Here is a 20,071-nt window from a genome sequence, read left to right on the forward strand (position 1 = left end):
GGCGCTCGCGCCGCTGTCGTTGCCCTTTCGATGCGGCGAGGCTTGATGCATGACTCGCATCGCCATCAACGGTTTTGGCCGCATCGGACGTAACGTGCTGCGCGCGCTGCTCGAGCGCGACACCAAGCTCGAGGTCGTCGCGGTCAACGATCTCACGGAACCGGCCGCCCTGGCGCGGCTGCTCGCCTTCGACTCGACCGCGGGACGCCTCGGCCGGCCGGTCACGGTCGACGGCGACACCCTGGTCGTCGACGGCCACCGCATCAAGGTGCTGGCCGAGCGCGAACCGGCCCGGCTGCCCTGGGCCGCGCTCGAGGTCGACGTCGTGCTCGAGGTGACCGGCCGCTTCACTTCGGCCGCCGCCGCCCGGGCCCACATCGACGCCGGGGCCCGCAAGGTGCTGGTCGGCGCGCCCTCGGACGGCGCGGACGTCACCATCGCGTACGGGGTCAACAACCAGGCGTACGACCCGAGCGTCCACACCATCGTCTCCAACGCGTCCTGCACCACCAACGCGCTGGCGCCGCTGGCCTTCGTGCTGGATCAGCTGGCCGGGATCGAGCACGGCTTCATGACCACGGTGCACGCCTACACGCAGGAGCAGAACCTGCAGGACGGCCCGCACCGGGATCCCCGCCGGGCCCGGGCCGCGGCCGTGAACATCGTGCCGACCACGACCGGCGCCGCGAAGGCCATCGGCAAGGTGCTGCCCGGCCTCGACGGCAAGCTCTCCGGCGACTCGATCCGGGTGCCGGTGCCGGTGGGCTCGATCGTCGAGCTGAACACGACCGTCGCCCGCGACGTGACCCGGGACGAGGTGCTGACCGCCTACCGGGTGGCGGCGGACGGGCCGCTCGCCGGGATCCTCGAGTACTCCGACGACGCGCTGGTGTCGGCGGACATCGTCGGCAACCCGGCCTCGTCCATCTTCGACTCGGCGCTGACCCGGGTCGACGGGCGGCACGTGAAGGTCGTGGCCTGGTACGACAACGAGTGGGGCTTCTCCAACCGGGTCATCGACACGCTGGCTCTGCTGTAAACCTTTGGACGATCGCCGGGTCGGTGAACACCACGGCCCGGCTGATTTTTTCTTCTTTGATGGTAAAAAGCTGGATTGAGTGCGGCTCTTCGGATACGTAGGCGATGGCCGCCATCTGTCCATTTGCGGCGATGTGTTCCATGCGCCAATCCGTGCCGCGCATCGCGTAGGCGCGGGCCATGAATCCGACAAAATGCTCGCGGCCCGCGAACCAGCCGGCCATCGGCGGCATCTCCAGCGTCACGTCCTCGGTGAGCAGCGCGCCCAGGGCGGTCAGGTCGGTGTTCACGAACGCCGTCATGTACCGGTCGATCAGCGCCCGCTGCTCCTTCTCGTCCGGCTCGTCCACCTGGTCCTCGCCGATCTTGCCGATCTGCGCCCGGGCCCGCTGAAGCCCGCTGTTCACCGCGGCCGGCGTCGTGCCGAGGGCGTCGGCGACCTCGGCCGCCGACCACTCCAGCACCTCGCGCATGATGAGGATCGCCCGCTGCCGGGGCGGCAGCATCTGCATCGCGGCGATCAGCGCGAGCCGCAGGCGGCTTCGGTCGGCGACGACCACGGCCGGATCCGGGATCGGCTCGACCCAGGTCACCTCGCGGGCCGGGATGAGCGGGGCGTTGACGTCGTCGCTCGGCCCGCCGAGCCCGGAGGGCAGCGGCCGGCGGCCGCGACCCTCCAGGGCGGTGAGGCACGCGTTGGTCGCGATCCGGTGCAGCCAGGTGCGCATCGAGGCCCGCCGGTCGTCGAACCGGTCGAAGGCACGCCAGGCCCGCAGCAGCGTCTCCTGCACCAGATCCTCGGCGTCGTGCACCGAGCCGAGCATCTGATAGCAGTGGGCCAGCAGCTCGCGCCGGTAGGGCACCGTGCGAGTCTCGAAGTCTTCCCTGGCCGTCACGGGAATCAGACCAGGGCGCAGTTGTGATAGGCCGCGACCCGCCAGTCGCCGTCGCCCTCGCGGGCCAGCACGTACGTCGAGCGCCGCTCGTCGGCCGTCGCCGTGCCGGGCAGACGGAAGGCGCTGATCGCCTCCACCACGGCCGCGTCGTCGCCCAGGAACCGGACCCGCTCGGGCCGCTCGGCCGAGGTCGAGCCGGCCAGCCGCCCGGCGAACCCGGCGGTCATGAACGCCCGGATCTCGTCCCGGCCCTGCGCCCGCCCGGTGGTCGTGACCAGGCTGGCATCGTCGGTGTAGTGCGCCGCGAAGGCCGCCGCGTCATTGGCGTCCCAGGCGGCGCCCATCTTCGCGAACAGTTCCTTGACGGCGATCTCGTTCGTCATTGCCGATCTCCTTCGAGCCGCAGAGGCAGTGTCGCGAATACATACCGCCGCCGCGTACTGCATTCATCGCTCGGCTTGCGTCTTCTCCCGCCGGCGCCGCCCCCAGCTGCGCGTCTCGTCGACCACGAGCGAGTCGATCGCCGACACCAGCTCCTGCTGCCGTTCGAGGGTCCGCTCGCCCACCGGCAGAATCCGGTACTGACTGATCGCGGCCGAGGCCTTGGCGCGCGCCTCGGAGGCCGAAAGCCAGTCGTCGTGCCACGAGACGATGCGGCGCAGACCCGCCAGAAACGCCACCGAGGCCGCCACCACCGCGGTGATCCAGGCCGGCGCCCCGAGCGCCGCCAGCACGGTGGCCGCCCCCGCCAGCAACAGAGCCGCCGACTCCGACACGACATACCGATACCGAGTGCGACGCATCTGCGCCCGATACCATTCGGCCTGCCGCAACGAGTAGACGAGCGCCCGATCGGCCAGATCCTCCTCGGAAAGCCGATCGTCGATCGCAATGAGCTGCTGTCGCTGAGCGCGGTTCACTGGCCCAGTCTGCCGGTCAGGTCAAGACACCTCGGACGAGGCCTTGCGCCGATGAGTCCCGGCCCCCGGCGGCCGGTTGATCATCTCAACGTTCTGCAGAAGCGGCTCATCGAGCGGAACCCGATACCGATAGGTGATCCCCTCATCCCGAACGACAAAGTCGTCCGCATCGGGGCGCCGCCAGGTGAGGATCATCTGGCCGTAGCGTTCGGCCAGCTTGACCAGGGCGGGAAAGTTGTCGACGTTGACGACCGGCTTCCCGGGAGGACTGGCCATCGGCTCGACCTGCACGAGCAACTGCGGAAAGCGGCGCTCGATCTCCGCGCGACTGTGCAACGGCTTCGTTCGTCGAGCGAACAGCAAAACGATGGCCGCGCCCGCCGCGGCGAGAAACACCAGGAACACTCCCCAGGTGCGGGCGCTCGCCGCGGTCAGGATCGGCCGTCCGAGGACATCGAGGGTGCGATCCGCGAGTTCCGGGCTGCTTACCCGCGTGTTCGTGAGGCTGCTCCCGCTGCCCATGGTCACGATGAGTGGGGTCACGCTGAGCCGGAACACCGGCGAGAAGGTATCGGTTCCGGCCGCGACGACCTTCGGAGCGACCGCGACCTCGATCGCGCCCGGGTCTAGGCCGATGGCCTTGCCGGCCGCCTTGGCGCGATCGTCGATGGCCTTCAGGTCGAGATCGAACGTTGCCTCGTACTCGGAACCCGTGAATCTCTTGGTCTCCGATGTCTGAAAGACGGTGTGCCAGCCGTTGGCGGCGCGGAGGGTGGTGACCGTGGTGACCGATCCGGCACGTCCCTGGTAGCGCATCCGGACGTCGATGCGGCTCGCAAGCTTGCGGAAGATCGGGTCCGGCCCGATGACCTTGGTGCCGTCGTAAGCCGGGGAATGCCCGACATCGGCCGAGTACGAGAAAGTCATCGACTGGCCGTCGGTCGCGGGTTTCGTGATCAGGACGGGCTTGAGCCATCCCAGCACGGCGAGAGCGATGCCGCTGAGGGCGAGCGCGGCCGAGGCGATCGCGATGATCCGAAGCGGTGTTGGAAGTCGCGACGTCGCTCGCACGGCCGCCATGAGTATCGCCTGCGGACCGCCTTGGCGTGCCATCGCCTTCACCTTCTTCTTCCTGCGCCCCCGGGGAACTTCGCGGCGATTACGAGGCGTCGTCGCGCCGGCGCTGACCACCAGGAAGCCGAGCATCCCGAGTCCGGTCGGGCTGAGCAGCGGCTTGACGAACATGCCCACCTTGGGCACGTGCAGGAAGGCACGCCCGATCAGTTTGTCGCCACGGGGCCGCGTGGGGTCGACGGACTCGTTGTTGTCTCCCTTGAAGACAAATCCGGACGTAGCGTCTCCGGCGATGATGCGGTGGAGAACCTTTTGCCCGGGCTTGGTGCCATGATAGGCAACGATTTGCCCCACCTGGTACGAATCGGCGCGAACGACCAGGACGAGGTCACCCTGGTAATAGACCGGATTCATGCTTACGCCGTAAGTGATGACGTAGGAGATTTGGCCGGTGAGGGCCACCCAAGCGCCGATGGCCGCCATCAGAATGATGGCGGCCATGGCATAACGTTTGGCACCCAGGTGAATCGCGACGTCCGTTCTCTGCTGCGGCCGCGGACACCCTTCATTACACCCGGTGGACCGGGGCTACATCACCGAACCAGGTCAGCTCGTGACGCCGATGGTCACGCTGGTGACGGCCTTGTAGAAGTCGTTGGTGTCGTGTGTGCTGCTGTTACCCACGGTGCAGATGGACTGGTGCGCGCTGACGTTCAGGGCGACAGCCGAGCAGTAGTAGCCATCGCCAGTGTTGGTGAAGTCCGGCGTGCCGTCGGAGGTCATGGTGACCGCCGCGCCGATCGGCGTGTTGGCGTCGAACACGATGGTCGCGCCCAGCACGTGGTTGACGCCGCTCGGGTCGGTCGCCTGCTCGAACTTCAGGGACGTGAGGCTCGCGCCGTGCACGGACTGGGCGACCGAGCCGCCGATGAACGCGTCGTCGGTGGCGCTGAGCGAGGTCTTGATGAGGCCGCCACCGGTGAAAGCGGTGGAGCCGGCGGCGACGGCACCGGCGACGGCGACTCCGCCGAGGAGCTGAAGCATGCTGCGCATAGGATCGTTCCCCCTGGTTTGGTAGCCATCTGGCCGGTCGGCCCCCTGGCTGAAACCCGGCTCCGCCGGGCTCGTGCTCGTGTTGGCGGGCTTCCTTGCCTGCCTGGACACCTGATGAATCGGCCAAGGGGCCGGAGCCGGTGAGGGTTTCTGGCACCGCTTTCTGGCTATTTCCTGTGAATTCGACACAGGCGCACCACGGGCCGTGCTACGGGCTCAGCCGTCTCGGGTCGGGCGCGCGGGACGCGGCGGCCATGCGGTCTGAGAGAGTTGGTCAAATGGGCGAACGACTCCTCGAAGCCGACTGCGGCAGCTGCGCGGGGCTCTGCTGCGTGGCTCCGGCGTTCGTTAAATCGTCAGACTTTGCGATCACCAAAGCGGCCGGCACGCCCTGTCCTAATCTGCGGGACGACTTTCGCTGCGGGATTCACGAGCGGCTCGAGGACAACGGGTTTCGTGGGTGTGTGGTCTTCGACTGCTTCGGGGCGGGGCAGCGGATCACCCAGGAGACGTTCGGCGGGCGGGACTGGCGGAGCGAACCGGCGATGCTCACCCTGCTGCATCGGGTGCGGCCGCTGCATGAGCTGATGTGGCTGCTCACCGAGGCCTTGAAACTGGACGCCGCGGAACGCGTACGGCCGAAGATGCGGGAGATGCTCGCGCAGATCGACCGGCTCGCGGGTGGTACGGCCGCCGAACTTCACAATCTTGACATTGACGCCGTACGCCGGGAAGCGAACCCGCTGCTGCAGGAAGCGAGCCATCTGGCCCGGGCCGGCACGGCGCGCAAGGACTACCGCGGCGCGCAGCTGATCGGGCGGAAGATGCGCGGCGCCGATCTGCGGGGGGCGAGCCTGCGCGGGGCGCTGCTGATCGGGACCGACCTGCGCGAGGCCGATCTGCGCCGGGCCGATCTCACCGGCGCCGACCTGCGCGGGGCCGATCTGCGTGGGGCCGATCTCACCGGTGTCCTCTTCCTCACCGGTTCCCAACTGCGCGCGGCGGTCACCGATCCCTAGGATGTGGCCATGCAGCACGTGTCGGGCTTGGTTTGGCTGCTGACCGTACTCGGCATCATCGGTCTGCTGCTTTTCGACTTCTTCTTCCACGTACGCCGGGCGCACATACCCTCGTTGGGCGAGGCGGCCCGGTGGACGGCGATCTACGTCTCGATCGCGATCCTGTTCGGGCTCGGTCTCCTGATCTTCGCCGGCGGGCAGGCGGGGGCCGAGTACTTCGCGGGGTACGTGACCGAGGAGGCGCTGTCGGTCGACAACCTCTTCGTCTTCCTGCTGCTGCTCGGCAGCTTCAAAGTGCCCCGGGCCGACCAGCAGAAGGTGCTGCTCGTGGGCATCGCCGTCTCGCTGGTGGCGCGCACCGGGTTCATCTTCCTGGGCGCCGCGCTGATCAACTCGTTCGCCTGGGTGTTCTACATCTTCGGGCTGATCCTGCTGGTCACGGCCGGCAACCTGCTGCGCCAGCAGGGCGGCGACGACGAGGAGACCCCGGACAACATCATCATCCGGCTGGCGCGCCGGGTCCTGCGCACCTCCGACGTGTACGACGGGGACAAGCTCTTCACCGTGCAGAACGGCCGCCGGGTCATGACGCCGATGCTGCTCGTCATGGTGGCGATCGGCGGCACCGACATCCTGTTCGCCCTCGACTCGATCCCGGCGATCTTCGGACTCACCCAGAACGTGTACATCGTGTTCACCGCGACCGCGTTCTCGCTGCTGGGCCTGCGCCAGCTGTACTTCCTGATCGACGGGCTGCTCGACCGGCTGGTCTACCTCTCCTACGGCCTCGCGGCGATCCTCGCGCTGATCGGCGTGAAGCTGGTCCTGCACGCCATGCACGAGAACAACGTGCCGTTCATCAACGACGGCGAGCCCATCCACACGGCGGAGATCTCCACCGGCCTCTCGCTCGCGCTCATCGTGGCCATTCTGCTGATCACGGTCGTGGTGTCGCTCCTGAGCCCCAAGGGACGGGCGCAGACGTACGTGGCGGCGGCGCGCCGGCATGCGACCGAGTTCCTGGACATCGAGACCGACCCGGCGTACTGCGACGAGATCTTCCACAAGCTCCTCGAGGAGGAGACCCACCTCAAGAGCCTCCCGGAGAAGTACCGGGCCCGGGTGCGGGCCGAGGAGGAGCTCATGGAGCTGCTTCAGAAGGCGCACGAGGTGCACGAGGAGCGGGTCGCGACCGGTCGCTGCTTCGCCCCCGCCGGCGCGGGTGGCGGGCGCTCCGGCGCGGCGGGCGCCTGAGAAGCAAGCGTCAAGCGTTGCGGGTCGGGGAGGTCATCCCGTCCTCGGTCGTGCGGCGCGGCCCGACTCCCCGGCCGCGAGCCGAGTTCGCGGCCAGGCGGGCGGCCGTGCGCCGCATCTGCTCGGCCCGATCGGGCTCGTCGCCCGGGCCGAGATAGGCCGACAGGTTCGTCGTCTCGGTCTCGTAGCGGTCGAAGCCGGCCACCAGGTTGGCGACCCGGGCGGCCAGGTCGGCGGCGCGCGCCTCGAGGTCGGGGGTGCCGCGCAGGGTCTCCTCGTCGGCCGGGCGGGCCGGGCGCGACTCGGCGACCGGGTCGAACCCGGGCCGCAGCACCTGCGGCGGCGTCGCGCCGAACTCGGAGAGCCGGTTCGCCGACCACGCGGGCTCCGGCGACGGGGACGGGGACGGTGCGTAGGCCGGGACCGCGGCCGACCCGTGCGCGGCCGGGAAGTAGGGGTCGAGGAACGGCTCGTCCTCGTAGACCGGGGGCGCCTGCACCACCGGCGTCGAGCCGAGCAGCGAGACGGTCTGGCCCTCGCCGCCCTGGTAGTTGGAGAACTCGGGGCCGATCACCAGACGGGACAGCATGCGCACCTGCGGCGCCGGGATGCCCAGCGACGCCGCGTGCTCGACCCGGTAGCGGGCGATTGCCTGCCGTAACACATTCGCGAGGCGGTCGGCGTCACCGACCGTGGTCAGGTCGCCGCCCGCGAAGACCAGGGCGGGAAACGTGCCGCCGGGGCCGGCGCAGACCAGCTGAATCTGGGTGACGGTGGCCGAGCGGCCGGTGTCGCGGTTGCCCGGCTGCACCCGCAGGTGCTGCGGCCACGGCCACTGCAGCTCGCCGGTGGCGCCGGTGGTGACGTCCCGGTAGACGACCCGGTCGTCGGTGACCACGACCTCGGTCTCTTCCGGCAGGGTCCAGCGGGGGAGCGAGCTGGGCTCCTCGAACGCGTACTCCGCGACGGCGCAGCGACCGCTCCACAACACGCGCGATCCCGGCGCGTCCCCCGCGGGTGCGGTCCCGGACGCGGCCAGGAAAAACTTGTCGCTCATGCGCCTACCCCCCAGTCGGCGGCCGCGCGAGTGACGCGGCTGGTTCGATTACAACCGTGCGACATCGACCCCGACAAGTCACCGGCCATGAATCACACGGGATTTCCTGACGAGTACACGACAGGCCGGAAATAGTTGAACCTTCGGCCTATCACCCGTCACTTTCGGTTACTGAACAGGCTCGCCGGCGGAGTAGGTGAAGCGACGGCGACACTGTCCGTAACCGGCGAGGTTCCCCCGGCGAAACGGTCGAGATCGGTCTCGACGCGGCCCGGGAACCAGTCGCCGGCGGCCCGTCGGGTGAGCTCGGCGATCGGCGGCGCGGTGCGGCCGGCGAGCACCACGAGGTTGCCGAAGCGCCGGCCGCGCAGCACCGCGGCGTCGGCCACGAGGCAGGCCTCGGGAAGGGCGGCGCGGATCGTGGCGACCTGGGCGCGGGCGTGGCGCAGGGGCGGGCCGTCGGCGACGTTGGCGATCAGCCAGCCGGCCGGGTCGAGCACGCGCGCCACCTCGTGGATGAACTCGACCGAGGCGAGATGGGCCGGGGTGCGAGCGCCGGCGAAGACGTCGAGCACGACCACGTCGTACCCGCCGTCGCGCATGCCCTCCAAGGCCGCGCGCGCGTCTGCCACCCGTACGCGCACATTTGCCTTGGGAGAAAGGGGCAGCTCCCGGCGGATCATCTCGACCAGGGGACCGTCGATCTCCACCACCCGCTGCGGTGACGCCGGCCGGGTCGCCGCGATGTAGCGCGGCAGGGTCAGCGCGCCGCCGCCGAGGTGCAGCGCCCGCAGCGGCTCGCCCGGCGGCGCGATCAGGTCGATCGCCGCGGCCATCCGGCGGATGTACTCGAACTCGAGGTGCAGCGGGTCGTCGAGATCGACGTAGGACTGCGGCGCGCCGTCGAGCATGAGGCTGAACGCGGCGGCGCGATCGGGGTCGGGGATCAGCTCGGCGACCCCGGAGGCGACCGTCTCGACGAGCCGTCCGGAACCCCTGCGCTGCGCCATCCGCCAAGTATGCCGGAGGGGCGAATTTCCGCGATTGGGACCAAATGCCCCAGAAAAACACGTTAAAACGGCCAAAAGCGCTTCTACCGTACGGAGGTGAGCCGTGTCGACCAGCAACGCGCTCGCAGAGATCATCGCCGGGGAGGCGCCGCGCCCGTCCGGGCCGCCGCCGGCCCTGGCGATGCCCGCGATCCTGGCCGCGGCCCAGCAGGAGGCCGGCCCGCCACTGCGGATCCGCCGGCATTTCTCCGACGAGGGCCTGCCGTTCTGGCGATGGGACTGCGAGACCTGCGGCGAGTACGGCGGAGGCCGGCACCACCCGGACGCGATAACCCGGGCGATGCGGCACTGCGGCGAGCACCCGCACCACCGATCGTCGCTGCTGCCGCCGGCCCTGTGCCGCCAGCGGGACGCCTTTCTGCCGCTGCACCCGATGTTGTTCGCGGTGGACGACGATCCGCCGCCTCCGCCGCTCTAGCTGTGGACGGCCGCCCGGAAATGTCGTAGGCGGGCCGTAGTCTCGCCCCCACCCAAAACGGGTGGGGGTCGGGCTAGGGGGCGGCGTTCAGCGGCGGGTGTCGCCCTCCCCGGTGCGCTTCTGGGCCTCGTCCACGCCCTTGTCGATCTGCGACGTGTACTTGTGGCCGGTCCGCTTGTCGACCTCGTCACCGACCTTCTCGAGGGCCTGGTCGACCTGCTCGTCGTGCTTGTCCAGGAAATCCTTGGCCTTGTCCAGGAAGCTCATCGGCTGCCTCTCCTTCAGGATCTCGGCGATCCGCGCGATCCGCGGGTCACCGGCGATTTGCTCAAGGCTAAGGCTCAGCCTCATCCGCCAGTTCGGGTACTCGTCCACGGTTCCGGGCAGGTTGGGCTGGTCGAGCTCGCCCAGCACGTCGTAGAGGGAGGCGGTCACGAACCGGCACGGGGTGCGGGCCAGGAACTCGTGCATGGCCACGATGACCTCGTCGTCGGGCGTGTCCGCCGTGATCAGGCCCTCGGCCCGCAGCGCGGCCTTGAGCTGGGCGCGGTCCTGGTCCGCGGCTTTCTGCTCGTCCTCGACCGAGCCGGCCAGCTGGCCGAGCCGGGCCCGCACCTTGACCTGCTCGCCGGTCAGGAAGCCGGCCGCGGTGGGCAGGTCGTGGGTCGAGACCGAGGCCAGGGCGTTCCGCGGGTACGACGCGGCCGGGATGAAGGCGTCCTCCGGGTCGTCCCAGTCCCGGGTGAACCACAGCACCGCCGAGCCGAGCATGTTCATCCGTTCCAGGCCCTCGGTGACGGCCGGCTGCACCGTGCCCAGGTCCTCGCCGATCACCACGGCGCCGGCCCGGGAGGCCTCCAGCGCCAGGATGCCGAGCATCGCCTCGGGGTCGTAGTGCACGTAGGTGCCGCCGGCCGCGCCCATGCCCGGCGGGACCCACCAGAGGCGCCACAGGCCGGCCACGTGGTCGACGCGCAGGCCCTTGGCGCCGGTGAAGATCCGTCGCAACATGTCGCGGTACGCCGCGTACCCCGTCTCGATCAGCTGGTCCGGTCGCCAGGCCGCCGCTCCCCAGTCCTGGCCGAGCTGGTTGAACGCGTCCGGCGGCGCGCCGATGTGCACGCCCTTGGCCAGCACGTCCTGCAGCAGCCACCCGTCGGCCCCGCTCGGGTCGGTGCCGACGGCGAGGTCGAGCACGATGCCGACCGGCATGCCACGCGCCGCCGCCTCCTCGTTGACGGCCGCGAGCTGCCGGCCGAGCAGCCGCTGGATCCAGGCGTGGAAGGCGACCCGGTCGCTGTGGAACGCCCGGACCGCGGGCGCGTCGGGGCGGCGGAACTCCGGGGGCCACTCCTGCCAGTTCGCGCCGTGCAGCTCGGCCAGCGCGCAGAACCGGGCGAAGTCGGCCAGGTCGGGGTCGTCGGTCAGGTCGATCTCGCCGGCCAGCGGCCAGAGCAGCTCGAGCGCGGCCCGCTTGGCCTGCCAGACGGCGGTGTAGTCGATCAGCTCGCCGGTCGCCGGCCGCAGCGCGTCGACCTGGGCCCGGAGCGGCGGGTCGGCTCGGCGGTACTCCGCGGTGTCGGCGACGCGGAGGTAGAGCGGGTTGGCAAAACGGCGGCTGCTCGGCGCGTACGGCGAGGGTGGCACCGGAAGTGTCGGGGTGATCGCGTGCAGCGGGTTGAGCAGGATCAGTCCCGGTTCGCCGGCCTGGCCCAGGAAGTCACGCAGGTCGCCGAGGTCGCCCATGCCCCACGAGCCCTCGGAGTGCAGGGCGTAGAGCTGGAGCATCCACCCCCACGTCTGCGGCGGGGCCGGCAGCTCGGTCGGCACCACGACGAGCGTGATCTGCTGGCCGCCGACCTCGAGCCGGTGCCAGCCGAGCGGGAGCGTATCCGGAATCTCCGGCAGATCGCGGAGAACGCCGCCGTCCTCGAGCGTGATCGTCGCCGGGCCGGGCAGAGCACGGCCGGCGCCGACCCGGACCACGATCGTGCCGGGCAGACGGCCCAGATCGTCCCGCTCGCGCACGGAGGCCAGCGCGGCGGCCCGAGCCGAAGGCGTGGTGGCGTCGACCCCCAGCAACCCGAGCACCCCGACTACCGACTCCGCCGCGACGTCCTTCCGCTTGCGATGCCAGTCCTCGTACCAGGTCGCCACCCCGTGGGCCTCGGCCAATGCCACCAGATCGGCGTCCATCCGCACCTCTTTCCTGTCGTGAACCCACACTTACCCTGCCTGAATCCGACCACGCTTGCGGCAATCGGTCACCATGGACCACATGTCTGCAGTGGTGAAGTGGTGGTCGCGGGCGGCCGCGGCAGTGACCGGCCTGGTGCTCACCCTGGTCATTCCGGTGCACGCGTGGGCCGCGAGCAATGGCGTGGGCGATGTCGCGATCGAGGCGGCCAAATATCGCCGGCGTCGCGGCGGGTTCGGGTTCTTCGGGTTCTTCGGCGGCCTGTGCTGCCTGCTGGTGGTGGCCGGGATCGTGCTGGCGATCGTCCTGATCAGCCGCGGCCGGCGAAAGAAGCCGTGATAAGCGGAGAAGCAGTGACAAATAGTCCTGGGTGATTTTGCGGAAAGCGGGGGCGGAGCGCGCCGGGCCCGACCTAGCGTTGCAGGATGCGGATCCGCACCGTCGCGCTCGGCGCCGGGATCTCCGTGGTGCTCTGCGTGCCGCTGGCCATCTCGGTTGCCGCGAGCGCGAACTCCGACAAGCTGCTCAGCCGCGGCCGGCCGGCCATCGCGTCGTCCGAGCGCGGCGGCGTCTGGCGGGCGGCCGAGGCCACCGACGCCGACCCGTCGAGCCGCTGGGAGAGCACGGCCGGCCCGGGCACGCAGTGGGTGCGGATCGATCTCGGCGCGGTCCGTCCGATCGACCGGGTCCGCCTGCGCTGGGACCGGTCGTACGCGAAGTCGTACCGCCTCCAGACCTCGGCCGACGGCGCCAACTGGACCGACGTCTACGTCACCGGCAAGGGCAACGGCGGCACCGACGATCTGAAGCGTCTGGGCGGCTCGGGGCGCTACCTGCGGGTGCTGGCCACCCAGCGGGGGACGACCGCCGGCGGCTATTCACTTTTCGAGATCCGGGCGTACGGGCCGTCCGCCGTCCCGCTGCGGGCAGCCGCCCCGGCCAGCGGCTCGCTCGCGGCCGGGCTCGAGGACCGGCGCAAGAAGGAGACGGCCCTCGAGCTGGTCTCCAGCGCCGAGAACTCGACGCTCCGCTGGCGGGGCGAGTACGGCTACATCGAGGACATCGGCGACGGGCGCGGCTACACGGCCGGCCTGGTCGGCTTCTGTTCCGGCACGTCGGACATGCTCGACGTGGTCAACGAGTACACCCGCCGCAAGCCGCAGAACGTGCTCGCCCCGTACCTGCCGGCGCTGCGCACGGTGGACGGCTCGGACTCGCACGCCGGCCTCGACCCCGGCTTCACCACCGCCTGGAAGACCGCGGCCAGGGACCCGATCTTCCAGAAGGTGCAGGAGGACGAGCGCGACTGGATGTACTTCGAGCCGGCCGTGCGGATGGCCAGGGCCGACGGCCTGCGGGCGCTCGGCCAGTTCGCCTACTTCGACGCCGCGATCATGCACGGCGTCTCGGGGCTGCGCGGCATCCGGCAGCGGACCCTGGCCACGGTGAGGTCCCCGGCCCAGGGTGGCGACGAGATCGCGTACCTGAACGCGTTCCTGAATGCCCGGGTGGCCGAGATGCGCACCGAGGAGGCGCACAGCGACACCACCCGGGTCGACACCGCCCAGCGGCTGTTCCTGCGGCGTAGCAACCTCGACCTGTCCGGCCCGCTGACCTGGAAGGTCTACGGCGACCCGTATCAGATCGCCAGGAACTAGACCTTCGCGAAGAGGTTGGGCAGCTTGGTCGGCTCCCAGCCGGGCAGCGACGTGTGCGCCTCGAGCACGCGGTAGGTGACGTTCTGGAACTTCACCAGGTCGCCCACCTTGTACGCGGTGAACGGCTTCCACTCGGCCACGGCCGGCGGCGCGGTGGTCGGAGGCACGGTCGTGGGCGCGGTCGTGGGCGCGGTGGTCGGTGCCGTCGTGGGCGCGGTGGTCGGTGCTGTCGTCGGCGCGGGCGAACTGGGCGCGGGCGAGGACGGCGACGACGGGTCGGCCGTCGGCGGCTCGGACGAGTTCGTGAACACCTGCACGAAGTCCACGATCATGCGCGACGCCGACCGTCCGTCGGTGGCGAGGTTCAGCACCAGCGTCAGCGGGCCGCCCTTGTCCTCGCGGACCAGCCGCAGACTCGGCTTCCCGTCGACCGACCAGGTCACCGTCTCCGGGGACCAGTCGATCGCGTACGTGTGGAAGTTGCGCCCCGAGGTCGGGTCGATGCCCCCGTCGATGGTCTCGAGCGTGCCCCGCGGCACCCGCCCGTTCTCGTCGAGCACCGCGAAGGCGCGCCACACGCCGTTCTCCCGGCGCACCTTGATGCGGGCCTCGGCGTGCCCGAACGCGTCGGTGAAGCTCTGTCGCGTGCGCAGGAGCCGGCTCACCTGGAGCTCGCCGTCCTCGATCTGCGCCCCGCCGGAGGCCGGGCCGCCGTCGTCGCGCAACAGCGACCACTTCGTGAGGTCGAGCCCGCCCCGGTCGCCGGTGAAGTTGTCGGCGAAGGCGGCGCGGCCGAACCGCATCGGGTTCAGGCCCTGGGTCTCGGCCGACGCGACGTCGCCGCGGCCCTGGACCGCGACCGCCACCGCGAGCCCGGTGACGACCACCGCGACCAGCGCAGCGGCCTTCGGACGGACCCACCACGCACGCGCGACGGTGCGATGACGTGCCTCGTGCACCACGACCCCCTCAAGTAACAGCAGCACGACTTTCTTGAGGTCGCGCGCACAAGGCAAGATCGGGCGAGCAGACTTAAGATTCGCTTAAGGAAACTCGGCTGGACACCCGAACCGTCGTTCCACCGTTTCCGGTCGTGAGCCGGAAGCTGTCGGTCAGTTCCTCGGCCAGCCACAGGCCCCAGCCGCCGGGCTGATCGCTCGCCGGGCGGGCCGTCGGCTTCGGCCGGGGATCGACGATGCCGGTCCCCGAATCGCTCACCTCGCAGACGACTTCGCCGTCCTGCTGCCACAGCGCGACCCGGCCCAGCCCGCCGCCGTGCCGCACGGCGTTGGTGAGCAGCTCGTTGACCGCGACCACGAAGTCGTCGAGCCGGTCGCCGTCGAGGCCGCCCGCGCGGGCCCGGGACGTGATGGCATGCCGCAGCACGGTGATCGAGCTGTGGTCGAACGTCTCGGTGAGAAGAAATTCGGTGCCGATGGCTTCGACGGTAGGCGACGTCTGATCTTCCTGCAGGGCGGGGCCCGCCGGAGAGGTGTGATGTGGGAACCTCCACCCATGCGGCAGGGGCGGGACACCGGGTTTCAGGCGCCGCTCTGGCGGGCGGTGGCGGTCTACCGCATCGCCGCGCTGACCTACGCCACGATCCTGGTCATCCGCAATTTCGCCGACTACGCGCGGCCGATGCTGGCGTGGCCGGTGCTGCTGGTCATGGCCGGGTGGACGGTCTTCACCACGTACGCCTATGCGAACCCCGCCCGCCGCAAGCCGCCGCTGCTGGTCGCCGATCTCCTGCTCACCATGGCGGCCCTGGCCGTCAGCGTGGTCGTGGTCGGGCGCCCGGGCCTCGAGCGGGGACTGCCCACGCTCGCGGTCGCCTGGCACGTCGCGCCCGTGCTCGCCTGGGCGGTCGCGTGGGGCCGGCGCGGCGGCATCACGGCCGCGCTCGCCATGGGCGCCACCGATCTGCTCGTGCGGGCGCACAACGACCAGGCGGCGTACACGGGCTCGGTCCTGATGCTCCTGGCCGCGATCGCGGTCGGCTACCTCGTGCGGATCGTCGAGGTGTCCCAGGAACGGTTGCAGCGGGCCGTCGAGATCGAGGCGGCCACCCGCGAGCGGGAGCGGCTGGCCCGTGACATCCACGACTCGGTGCTGCAGGTGCTGGCGCTGGTCAAGCGGCGCGGCGCGGGGCTGGACGGCGAGGCGGGGGAGCTGGCCCGGCTGGCCGGCGAGCAGGAGGCGGCGCTGCGCAATCTGGTGGCCGGGCATGCCGCGCACCCGGTCGACGAGCGTTCCGATCTCGACCTGATGACCCTCCTCGGCCCGTACGCGTCACCGGTCGTCACCCTCTCCGGACCGGCCGGCGCCGTCCGGCTGCCGTTCGCGACCGCCCGGGGCATCGCCGCCGCGGTCGCCGCCGCCCTCGACAACGTCGAGCGGCACTGCCCGCCCGGCACCAAGGCCTACATCCTGGTCGAGGACGAGCCGGAGGAGGTGGTCGTGACGGTGCGGGACGACGGCCCCGGCATCGCGCCCGACCGGCTCGCCGAGGCCGAGGCGCAGGGCCGGCTCGGCGTCGCCCAGTCGATCCGCGGCCGCATCGCCGACCTCGGTGGCGAGACCGCCATCGTCACCGCCCGCGGAGAGGGCGCCGAGGTGGAGATTAGGCTGGCCAAATGGTCCGGGTGATGGTGGTCGACGACCACCCGATGTGGCGCGAGGGTGTGAGCCGCGACCTCGCCGCGGCCGGCTACGAAGTGGTGGCCGCGACCGGGGAGGGCCGGCAGGCGGTGCGCATCGCCGCCGCGGCCCGGCCCGACGTCGTCGTCCTCGACCTGCAGCTACCCGACGTGTCCGGGGTCGAGGTGATCAACGGGCTGCGCGCCGAGGTGCCCGAGGTGCGCATCCTCATGCTGTCGGCCAGCGGCGAGCAGCAGGACGTGCTCGACGCGATGAAGGCCGGCGCCAACGGCTACCTGCTGAAATCGGCCGGGCTGCCCGAGTTCCTGGACGCGGTGAGCCGCACCGCGGCCGGCGACACGGTCTTCACGCCGGGGCTGGCCGGGCTCGTGCTCGGCGAGTACCGCCGGCTCGCGACCGAGCCGTCCGGCGCCGACCCGGCCGACCCGGCCGCCCCGGTCGCGCCGAAGCTCACCGAGCGCGAGACCGAGGTGCTGCGCCTCGTGGCGAAGGGCCTGTCCTACCGGCAGATCGCCGAGCGGCTCGTGCTGAGCCACCGCACGGTGCAGAACCACGTCCAGAACACGCTCGGCAAGCTTCAGCTGCACAACCGGGTCGAGCTCACCCGATACGCGATCGAGCAAGGGCTCGACTGAGACTCACTCGTAGTCGGGCGCGTTCGTCTCGTGGATGGCCAGCTCCTCGGCGCTCGCGCCGCCACCGGCCGCGCCCGCGTCGTAGGCCACGCTGTCTTCCTCGTTGTCGAAGCCGTAGCCCTCGTCCGGCGCCACGAGCCGGCCGACCGGCTGCGGGTCGTCGTCGTCGAGCTGGCCGTCGTCGTAGAGGGAGATCTGCGATTTCGGGTCCGAGGTCGGGCTCGCGCCCCACACGTCGGCGTCGAAGTCGCGCTGCTCGGAGCTGTCGACGGTCTCGTCGTACGGGTCGCGGCGCGGCGGCAGCGGGTCCTCGGTGCCGACGTCGGGCTCCTCCTGGCGCAGCCGGCGGTCGAGGGACTCGCCCTCGCGCGCCTCCTCGGCGGTGTCGCCGAAGCGGTTCGAGCCGCCGGGGCCGACGCCGGCGAGCGCGGCCGGGTCGGCGCCGTCGGCCCACCGGCTGCTCTCGACCTCGTCGTACGCGCTGGAATCGTCATCCGCGGTGTCGGGCAGCCCGGACGACTCCGGGTCGGACACCTCGGTCGGGTAGTCGTTGTCTCGCATGGGTCGCAATCTACCCGCGCGGTCAGCTCAGTAACGCCCACACCACCTTGCCGTTCGCGAGGGGCAGGCTTCCCCAGCGCGACGACACGGAGTCGATGAGCAGCATGCCGCGTCCGCCGTGCGCGGTGGCGGCCACGGGGGCGCCGGTGTAGGCGGGCGGAACATCGGATTGGTCCCGCACGGCAACGCTAAGTCCCTCGCCCATCGCGGCGATCAACACGATCATGGGCGTACGGGCGTGAGCCACCACGTTGTTGACCAGTTCCGTGGCCACGATGCACGCCGAACCGGCGAGATCGGGCCGTTGCCACCGCTCGCACACCTCGGTGATCACCTCACGGGACCGGCGAGCGGCGCTCACGTGCGGCTCGAGGTCGAGGGTCACCCGATCCTCGTCACCCGGCTCGAACATGGCGAGCGCCCGGTCGCAGTCGGTCTCGAGCCGCCAGCCCGAGTCCTGCCAGAGCGTGTCGTCACCGCGACCACACAGGGTGAGACGCGCGGCGGGCCAGTCGGCCGTTTCCCGGAACACGTCGCCCAGCACGCCGGCCGCCGCCGGATCGTCCACGGTCAGCTCGCCCACGTCGACCACCACGGCGCTGGGCTGACCCGCGAGCACGTCCAGCAGCACGTCACGCACCGTCGTAGCGGTGGCGCCGTCGAGCACGCCACTCAGCCGGACCAATGGGTGCGGCCGGGCGGTGTCCACCAGGTGCAGCACCTCGCTCGACATGATCGCTCCATTGTGCATAACGTGTCCCCTTTTCGCATTTCCGCGCGCGGGGCACCGGCGGCGGAATCGCCCGACCGTCATTTGGGACATATGCGCCTGATGGGCATGGTCGAGATGTACCCGTCCCGCTCGTTCAGAAACGCAGGCCGGTCCGGTCGGCGTCGGTGATCTGCCGCAGCACGCGCGCCGGGTTGCCCACGGCCACCACGCCGGCCGGCAGCGAGCGGGTCACGACACTGCCCGATCCGACCACGGTGCCGTCACCGATGGTCACGCCCTGGTTGATCGTCACGCCGCCGCCGACCCACACGTGGTCACCGATCGTGACGGGCTTGGCGTAACAGCCACCCGCCGCCCGCTCGGCGGCGTCGATCGCGTGGTTGCTGGTGTAGATGCCCACCCGGGGCCCGAACAGCACGTGATCGCCGATCGTGATGCCGCCGCCGTCGAGCATCACGCAGTCGAAGTTGGCGTAGAAGTGGTCGCCGATCGCGATGTTGAAGCCGAACTCGCAGCGGAACGTCGGCTCGAAGTAGCAACCCGCCCCCGCCGCCCCGAGCAGCCGGCGCAGGATCGCCTCCCGCTCGGCCGGCGGCCGCCCGAAGCTGGCGTTGTACTCGTCGGTCAGCAGCACGGTCCGCCGGCGCGCCTCGACCAGCTCGTCGGTGAGGTCGTTGTACATCTGCCCGGTCAACATGTGCGCGCGCTGCGCCTCGAGATCCATGCTCACCGGTTCCCGGCCGCCTTACTCGTCGCGCGCCGCGGTCGTCCCGCTCTGCTTACCGCTGCGTGCGGCGGTCGTCCCGCTCTGCTTACCGCTGCGTGCCGTGCTCGTCCCGCTCTGCTTACCGCTGCGCGCCGCGGTCGTCGGCCGCTGGTTGCCGCTCGGTCCGGCGGCGCGCTCGCGTTCATCGGCCGCTCGTTGCCGCGCGGAGGCCGGCCCGGGGATCGGGGCGGCGCGCCGGCGTTTTGGCGTGGTGGTGGTGCTGCGGCTCGGCGAACCGGGTCAGGCCGATCACGGAGGCCAGCGTGACCACGAAGCCGAGCACGGCTAGCCACTGGCGGCCGGGCTCGATGCGGTCGCCGAGCAGCAGCAGGCCGACGATCGCGGCCGGCACGGCGCCGGCCGCGTCCATGGCGGCGACGGCGGCCGTGGTCGAGCCGCGCTGCATGGCCAGGCCGAGCAGCAGCTGCCCGACCAGCGAGTGGACGACCAGCAGGTAGAGCAGGGGATTGACGAAGAACCCGGACACCGAGTGCTCGTTGGCCAGGGGCCGGGCGGCGATCGCAGCCGCGGAGAAGCCGACGCCGGCGAGCGAGCCGAGAACCACCGATCCGAGGGCGCCGTGCAGGCGTACGGCAAAGAAACCGGAAAGCGCGATGACCAGGACCGACACCGCCAGAAGAAGGACCACCACCGGTCCCAGACGGCGCGAATGCGCCGGTTGCGCCGCCAGCACCAGCGCGGTGATCCCGGCCAGGAGCAGCGTGAGCAGCACGACCTCGGCGGCCGGCAACGACCACTTGAGCACCAGCACGCCGAGCAGCGCCGTGACGCCGAGCCCGGCCGCGACGCTGGCCTGCACCAGGAACAGCGGAAGATCACGGCGGGCCAGGAAGGCGAGCACGAAACCGAGCGTCTGACAACCGATGCCGAGCAGGTACGTCCGCTGGCCGGCCAGCCGTACGAGCAGCGCCGGGTCGAAGGTGTGGTGCACGGTCGTACGCGCCGCAGCCGCCGACTGCAGCAGGTTAGCGACCCCGTACGCCAAGATCATGGCGGCGAGGAAGAACCAGCCCGGTGTCACCACCTGACGCACGATAGAC

General features: G+C 70.7%; 22 protein-coding genes. 8 read left to right on the forward strand and 14 right to left on the reverse strand.

Annotated elements, in window-relative coordinates:
* Positions 1–49 precede the first annotated feature (49 nt).
* A complete protein-coding gene (gap, locus tag ACZ6TB_RS33300; RefSeq protein ID WP_465561197.1) occupies positions 50–1,039 on the forward strand; it encodes a type I glyceraldehyde-3-phosphate dehydrogenase in 990 nt (329 codons plus the stop codon).
* Here gap and ACZ6TB_RS33305 read toward each other — a convergent pair.
* The 5 genes from ACZ6TB_RS33305 to ACZ6TB_RS33325 all read right to left on the reverse strand — a co-directional run bounded on the left by ACZ6TB_RS33305 (position 1,014) and on the right by ACZ6TB_RS33325 (position 4,972).
* Entirely contained in the window at positions 1,014–1,934 is a 921-nt protein-coding gene (locus ACZ6TB_RS33305) for a sigma-70 family RNA polymerase sigma factor (protein ID WP_465561200.1), read from the reverse strand. The genes gap and ACZ6TB_RS33305 overlap by 26 nt on opposite strands.
* 5 nt (positions 1,935–1,939) lie before the next feature.
* Positions 1,940–2,317: an SgcJ/EcaC family oxidoreductase gene (locus ACZ6TB_RS33310; RefSeq protein WP_465561203.1), complete on the reverse strand. Its 378-nt coding sequence runs from the start codon at positions 2,315–2,317 to the stop codon at positions 1,940–1,942.
* A 63-nt stretch (positions 2,318–2,380) separates the two neighbouring features.
* Complete coding sequence (locus tag ACZ6TB_RS33315) at positions 2,381–2,854, reverse strand: SLATT domain-containing protein (RefSeq protein ID WP_465561206.1); 474 nt, start codon at positions 2,852–2,854, stop codon at positions 2,381–2,383.
* A 21-nt stretch (positions 2,855–2,875) separates the two neighbouring features.
* Positions 2,876–4,429, reverse strand: a complete 1,554-nt coding sequence (locus ACZ6TB_RS33320; protein WP_465561209.1) for a signal peptidase I — start codon at positions 4,427–4,429, stop codon at positions 2,876–2,878.
* Between the two features lie 105 nt (positions 4,430–4,534).
* The gene (locus ACZ6TB_RS33325) at positions 4,535–4,972 is read right to left on the reverse strand and encodes a hypothetical protein (RefSeq protein ID WP_465561212.1); all 438 of its coding nucleotides are present in this window, start codon (positions 4,970–4,972) and stop codon (positions 4,535–4,537) included.
* A 473-nt stretch (positions 4,973–5,445) separates the two neighbouring features.
* Here ACZ6TB_RS33325 and ACZ6TB_RS33330 point away from each other — a divergent pair, with 473 nt between their 5' ends.
* Together ACZ6TB_RS33330 and ACZ6TB_RS33335 are read left to right on the forward strand one after the other, a co-directional pair.
* Entirely contained in the window at positions 5,446–6,000 is a 555-nt protein-coding gene (locus tag ACZ6TB_RS33330; protein ID WP_465561215.1) for a pentapeptide repeat-containing protein, read from the forward strand.
* Positions 6,001–6,009: 9 nt separating this feature from the next.
* Positions 6,010–7,254, forward strand: coding sequence for a TerC family protein (locus ACZ6TB_RS33335; protein ID WP_465561218.1), 1,245 nt, complete (start codon positions 6,010–6,012; stop codon positions 7,252–7,254).
* Between the two features lie 10 nt (positions 7,255–7,264).
* Here ACZ6TB_RS33335 and ACZ6TB_RS33340 read toward each other — a convergent pair whose 3' ends face one another.
* Positions 7,265–8,311, reverse strand: coding sequence for a translation initiation factor 2 (locus ACZ6TB_RS33340; protein ID WP_465561221.1), 1,047 nt, complete (start codon positions 8,309–8,311; stop codon positions 7,265–7,267).
* Positions 8,312–8,469: 158 nt separating this feature from the next.
* Complete coding sequence (locus tag ACZ6TB_RS33345; protein WP_465561224.1) at positions 8,470–9,321, reverse strand: spermidine synthase; 852 nt, start codon at positions 9,319–9,321, stop codon at positions 8,470–8,472.
* A 103-nt stretch (positions 9,322–9,424) separates the two neighbouring features.
* On the opposite strand from ACZ6TB_RS33345, the gene ACZ6TB_RS33350 reads away from it, so the two are divergent.
* Positions 9,425–9,799: a hypothetical protein gene (locus tag ACZ6TB_RS33350; RefSeq protein ID WP_465561227.1), complete on the forward strand. Its 375-nt coding sequence runs from the start codon at positions 9,425–9,427 to the stop codon at positions 9,797–9,799.
* An 87-nt stretch (positions 9,800–9,886) separates the two neighbouring features.
* Here ACZ6TB_RS33350 and malQ read toward each other — a convergent pair whose 3' ends face one another.
* Positions 9,887–11,995 (reverse strand): 4-alpha-glucanotransferase, encoded by a 2,109-nt coding sequence (malQ, locus tag ACZ6TB_RS33355; RefSeq protein ID WP_465561229.1) that lies wholly within the window; start codon positions 11,993–11,995, stop codon positions 9,887–9,889.
* An 82-nt stretch (positions 11,996–12,077) separates the two neighbouring features.
* On the opposite strand from malQ, the gene ACZ6TB_RS33360 reads away from it, so the two are divergent.
* Together ACZ6TB_RS33360 and ACZ6TB_RS33365 are read left to right on the forward strand one after the other, a co-directional pair.
* Positions 12,078–12,335 (forward strand): hypothetical protein, encoded by a 258-nt coding sequence (locus tag ACZ6TB_RS33360; protein WP_465561232.1) that lies wholly within the window; start codon positions 12,078–12,080, stop codon positions 12,333–12,335.
* Between the two features lie 86 nt (positions 12,336–12,421).
* Complete coding sequence (locus ACZ6TB_RS33365; protein ID WP_465561235.1) at positions 12,422–13,654, forward strand: chitosanase; 1,233 nt, start codon at positions 12,422–12,424, stop codon at positions 13,652–13,654.
* Here ACZ6TB_RS33365 and ACZ6TB_RS33370 read toward each other — a convergent pair.
* Complete coding sequence (locus ACZ6TB_RS33370; RefSeq protein WP_465561238.1) at positions 13,651–14,640, reverse strand: carbohydrate-binding protein; 990 nt, start codon at positions 14,638–14,640, stop codon at positions 13,651–13,653. The genes ACZ6TB_RS33365 and ACZ6TB_RS33370 overlap by 4 nt on opposite strands.
* A gap of 46 nt (positions 14,641–14,686) precedes the next feature.
* Entirely contained in the window at positions 14,687–15,046 is a 360-nt protein-coding gene (locus tag ACZ6TB_RS33375; RefSeq protein ID WP_465561501.1) for an ATP-binding protein, read from the reverse strand.
* Positions 15,047–15,169: 123 nt separating this feature from the next.
* Between ACZ6TB_RS33375 and macS the strand changes: the two genes are divergently transcribed.
* Together macS and ACZ6TB_RS33385 are read left to right on the forward strand one after the other, a co-directional pair.
* Positions 15,170–16,303, forward strand: coding sequence for a MacS family sensor histidine kinase (gene macS, locus ACZ6TB_RS33380; protein WP_465561241.1), 1,134 nt, complete (start codon positions 15,170–15,172; stop codon positions 16,301–16,303).
* The gene (locus tag ACZ6TB_RS33385; RefSeq protein ID WP_465561244.1) at positions 16,291–16,950 is read left to right on the forward strand and encodes a response regulator; all 660 of its coding nucleotides are present in this window, start codon (positions 16,291–16,293) and stop codon (positions 16,948–16,950) included. The genes macS and ACZ6TB_RS33385 overlap by 13 nt, the downstream gene beginning before the upstream one ends.
* 3 nt (positions 16,951–16,953) lie before the next feature.
* Here ACZ6TB_RS33385 and ACZ6TB_RS33390 read toward each other — a convergent pair whose 3' ends face one another.
* From ACZ6TB_RS33390 to ACZ6TB_RS33405, 4 genes are all read right to left on the reverse strand, one after another.
* On the reverse strand, positions 16,954–17,511 hold the full coding sequence (locus tag ACZ6TB_RS33390) for a DUF5709 domain-containing protein (protein ID WP_465561247.1): 558 nt from the start codon (positions 17,509–17,511) through the stop codon (positions 16,954–16,956).
* Positions 17,512–17,533: 22 nt separating this feature from the next.
* Positions 17,534–18,244 (reverse strand): ATP-binding protein, encoded by a 711-nt coding sequence (locus tag ACZ6TB_RS33395; RefSeq protein ID WP_465561250.1) that lies wholly within the window; start codon positions 18,242–18,244, stop codon positions 17,534–17,536.
* Between the two features lie 133 nt (positions 18,245–18,377).
* Positions 18,378–18,968, reverse strand: a complete 591-nt coding sequence (locus tag ACZ6TB_RS33400) for a sugar O-acetyltransferase (RefSeq protein ID WP_465561502.1) — start codon at positions 18,966–18,968, stop codon at positions 18,378–18,380.
* A 184-nt stretch (positions 18,969–19,152) separates the two neighbouring features.
* On the reverse strand, positions 19,153–20,022 hold the full coding sequence (locus ACZ6TB_RS33405) for a hypothetical protein (RefSeq protein WP_465561504.1): 870 nt from the start codon (positions 20,020–20,022) through the stop codon (positions 19,153–19,155).
* Between the last annotated feature and the right edge of the window lie 49 nt (positions 20,023–20,071).

The organism is Actinoplanes sp. NPDC051537 (assembly GCF_055586105.1).

Excerpts from the sequence above, each read along its gene's own strand:
- ACZ6TB_RS33325 (WP_465561212.1), bottom strand. The coding sequence starts at position 4,972 with ATGCTTCAGCTCCTCGGCGGAGTCGCCGTCGCCGGTGCCGTCGCCGCC.
- ACZ6TB_RS33345 (WP_465561224.1), bottom strand. The coding sequence starts at position 9,321 with ATGGCGCAGCGCAGGGGTTCCGGACGGCTCGTCGAGACGGTCGCCTCC.
- ACZ6TB_RS33390 (WP_465561247.1), bottom strand. The coding sequence starts at position 17,511 with ATGCGAGACAACGACTACCCGACCGAGGTGTCCGACCCGGAGTCGTCC.
- ACZ6TB_RS33395 (WP_465561250.1), bottom strand. The coding sequence starts at position 18,244 with ATGTCGAGCGAGGTGCTGCACCTGGTGGACACCGCCCGGCCGCACCCA.
- ACZ6TB_RS33360 (WP_465561232.1), top strand. The coding sequence starts at position 12,078 with ATGTCTGCAGTGGTGAAGTGGTGGTCGCGGGCGGCCGCGGCAGTGACC.
- ACZ6TB_RS33405 (WP_465561504.1), bottom strand. The coding sequence starts at position 20,022 with ATGATCTTGGCGTACGGGGTCGCTAACCTGCTGCAGTCGGCGGCTGCG.
- macS (WP_465561241.1), top strand. The coding sequence starts at position 15,170 with ATGCGGCAGGGGCGGGACACCGGGTTTCAGGCGCCGCTCTGGCGGGCG.
- ACZ6TB_RS33340 (WP_465561221.1), bottom strand. The coding sequence starts at position 8,311 with ATGAGCGACAAGTTTTTCCTGGCCGCGTCCGGGACCGCACCCGCGGGG.
- malQ (WP_465561229.1), bottom strand. The coding sequence starts at position 11,995 with ATGGACGCCGATCTGGTGGCATTGGCCGAGGCCCACGGGGTGGCGACC.
- ACZ6TB_RS33365 (WP_465561235.1), top strand. The coding sequence starts at position 12,422 with ATGCGGATCCGCACCGTCGCGCTCGGCGCCGGGATCTCCGTGGTGCTC.
- ACZ6TB_RS33310 (WP_465561203.1), bottom strand. The coding sequence starts at position 2,317 with ATGACGAACGAGATCGCCGTCAAGGAACTGTTCGCGAAGATGGGCGCC.
- gap (WP_465561197.1), top strand. The coding sequence starts at position 50 with ATGACTCGCATCGCCATCAACGGTTTTGGCCGCATCGGACGTAACGTG.
- ACZ6TB_RS33335 (WP_465561218.1), top strand. The coding sequence starts at position 6,010 with ATGCAGCACGTGTCGGGCTTGGTTTGGCTGCTGACCGTACTCGGCATC.
- ACZ6TB_RS33400 (WP_465561502.1), bottom strand. The coding sequence starts at position 18,968 with ATGGATCTCGAGGCGCAGCGCGCGCACATGTTGACCGGGCAGATGTAC.
- ACZ6TB_RS33385 (WP_465561244.1), top strand. The coding sequence starts at position 16,291 with ATGGTCCGGGTGATGGTGGTCGACGACCACCCGATGTGGCGCGAGGGT.
- ACZ6TB_RS33320 (WP_465561209.1), bottom strand. The coding sequence starts at position 4,429 with ATGGCCGCCATCATTCTGATGGCGGCCATCGGCGCTTGGGTGGCCCTC.